General features: G+C 45.6%; 1 tRNA gene and 2 rRNA genes. All 3 read left to right on the top strand.

From position 1 onward, the window contains the following. A 16S ribosomal RNA gene (locus tag DXA97_RS19870) occupies nucleotides 1-110 on the top strand; the annotation flags it as partial. A 114-nt stretch (nucleotides 111-224) separates the two neighbouring features. Continuing rightward, a 5S ribosomal RNA gene (gene rrf, locus DXA97_RS19865) occupies nucleotides 225-342 on the top strand. Nucleotides 343-348: 6 nt separating this feature from the next. Next, a tRNA-Ala gene (locus DXA97_RS19860) sits at nucleotides 349-421 on the top strand. The last annotated feature ends 239 nt before the right edge of the window (nucleotides 422-660 follow it).

The following is a 660-nucleotide window of genomic DNA, read 5'->3' as shown; positions in this document are numbered from 1 at the left end:
AAGTCAGTGACCCAACCGCAAGGAGGGAGCTGCCGAAGGCGGGATTGATAACTGGGGTGAAGTCGTAACAAGGTAGCCGTATCGGAAGGTGCGGCTGGATCACCTCCTTTCTAAGGAAATTGGACAAGTAGGTTGCGCGAGCAGCTGAATCAATCCAACTAAAACGGAAGAAGAAGTAAGAGTTTTAAACACTGTTGAATCTTTGATAAAAAGGTTCCAAGATTTCTGGTGCTGATGCGCTTAGGGGAAACACCCGTTCCCATCCCGAACACGACGGTTAAGACCTAAGCGGCCGATGGTACTATGCTGGAGACGGCATGGGAGAGCAGGTGGGTGCCAGATTATCGTGGGGGTGTAGCTCAGTTGGGAGAGCACCTGCCTTGCAAGCAGGGGGTCAAGAGTTCGAATCTCTCCATCTCCATGTGGTACAAATATTTATCATTTGTACCGGTATGTACCTTGAAAACTGCATATTGAATAAATCAAGATAAAATCTTTTAAAAGATAATATCAAGACATCCGAGGTGTTACATCGCAAGATGTAACCAAACAATAACTCGTTTTAAATAACGAACCTAAGACCAGCGATACAACGCTATGTATCGTAGATAAGTAACCCGCACCCGCAGGTGAACATCAATTGGTTAAGCTATAAAGAGC

The organism is Clostridium sp. OF09-36 (genome assembly GCF_003481985.1).
Taxonomy (GTDB): domain Bacteria; phylum Bacillota; class Clostridia; order Lachnospirales; family Lachnospiraceae; genus Brotaphodocola.
The sequence above is the reverse complement of the archived record's forward strand: the minus strand, read 5'-3'. Positions and strand labels throughout refer to the sequence as shown.